This is a genomic window from Rathayibacter sp. AY1H3 (assembly GCF_002932015.1).
In genome coordinates this window covers 1-563 of the sequence record NZ_PSUU01000106.1, presented here as the reverse complement: position 1 = coordinate 563, position 563 = coordinate 1, and the positions used below count along the sequence as shown (strand labels likewise).

Genomic DNA, 563 nt, shown 5'->3' with positions numbered 1-563 from the left:
TAGCGGGATCCGCTGGGACGCGGATCGTGCGTTCGGCAGTGCGGGAGCGCGCCGGGAGGGCGGCTCGTCGCCGGCGAGACGGGCGCGGAAGGCTCGGCGCTCGGGCCGAGACGGGCGCGGACCGGCTCTCGAATAGACTGGCCCCTGCCATCAGCGGCGCCCTCGGGGGCCGCACGCAACGAGATTTCCGAGGGAGCACCGTGTCCGGGCATTCCAAGTGGGCCACGACCAAGCACCAGAAGGCGATCAAGGACTCGCGCCGCGCGAAGTCCTTCGCCAAGCTGATCAAGAACATCGAGGTGGCCGCCAAGATCGGCGGCGCCGACCTCTCCGGCAACCCGACGCTCGTCGACGCCGTGCAGAAGGCGAAGAAGACCTCGGTGCCGAACGACAACATCGACCGCGCGATCAAGCGCGGCGCCGGCCTCACCGGCGAGGTCATCGACTACACGACGATCATGTACGAGGCCTACGGCCCCAACGGTATCGCCCTGCTCGTCGAGTGCCTCACCGACAACAAGAACCGCGCCGCGGCGGACGTCCGCACCGCGATGACCCGCAAC

General features: G+C 69.3%; 1 protein-coding gene. It reads left to right on the top strand.

Annotated features, from left to right (window positions below):
- Nucleotides 1-200: 200 nt before the first annotated feature.
- Nucleotides 201-563, top strand: a 363-nt coding sequence (locus tag C5C33_RS18125; RefSeq protein WP_181136283.1) for a YebC/PmpR family DNA-binding transcriptional regulator, incomplete at its 3' end; no start/stop codon positions are given.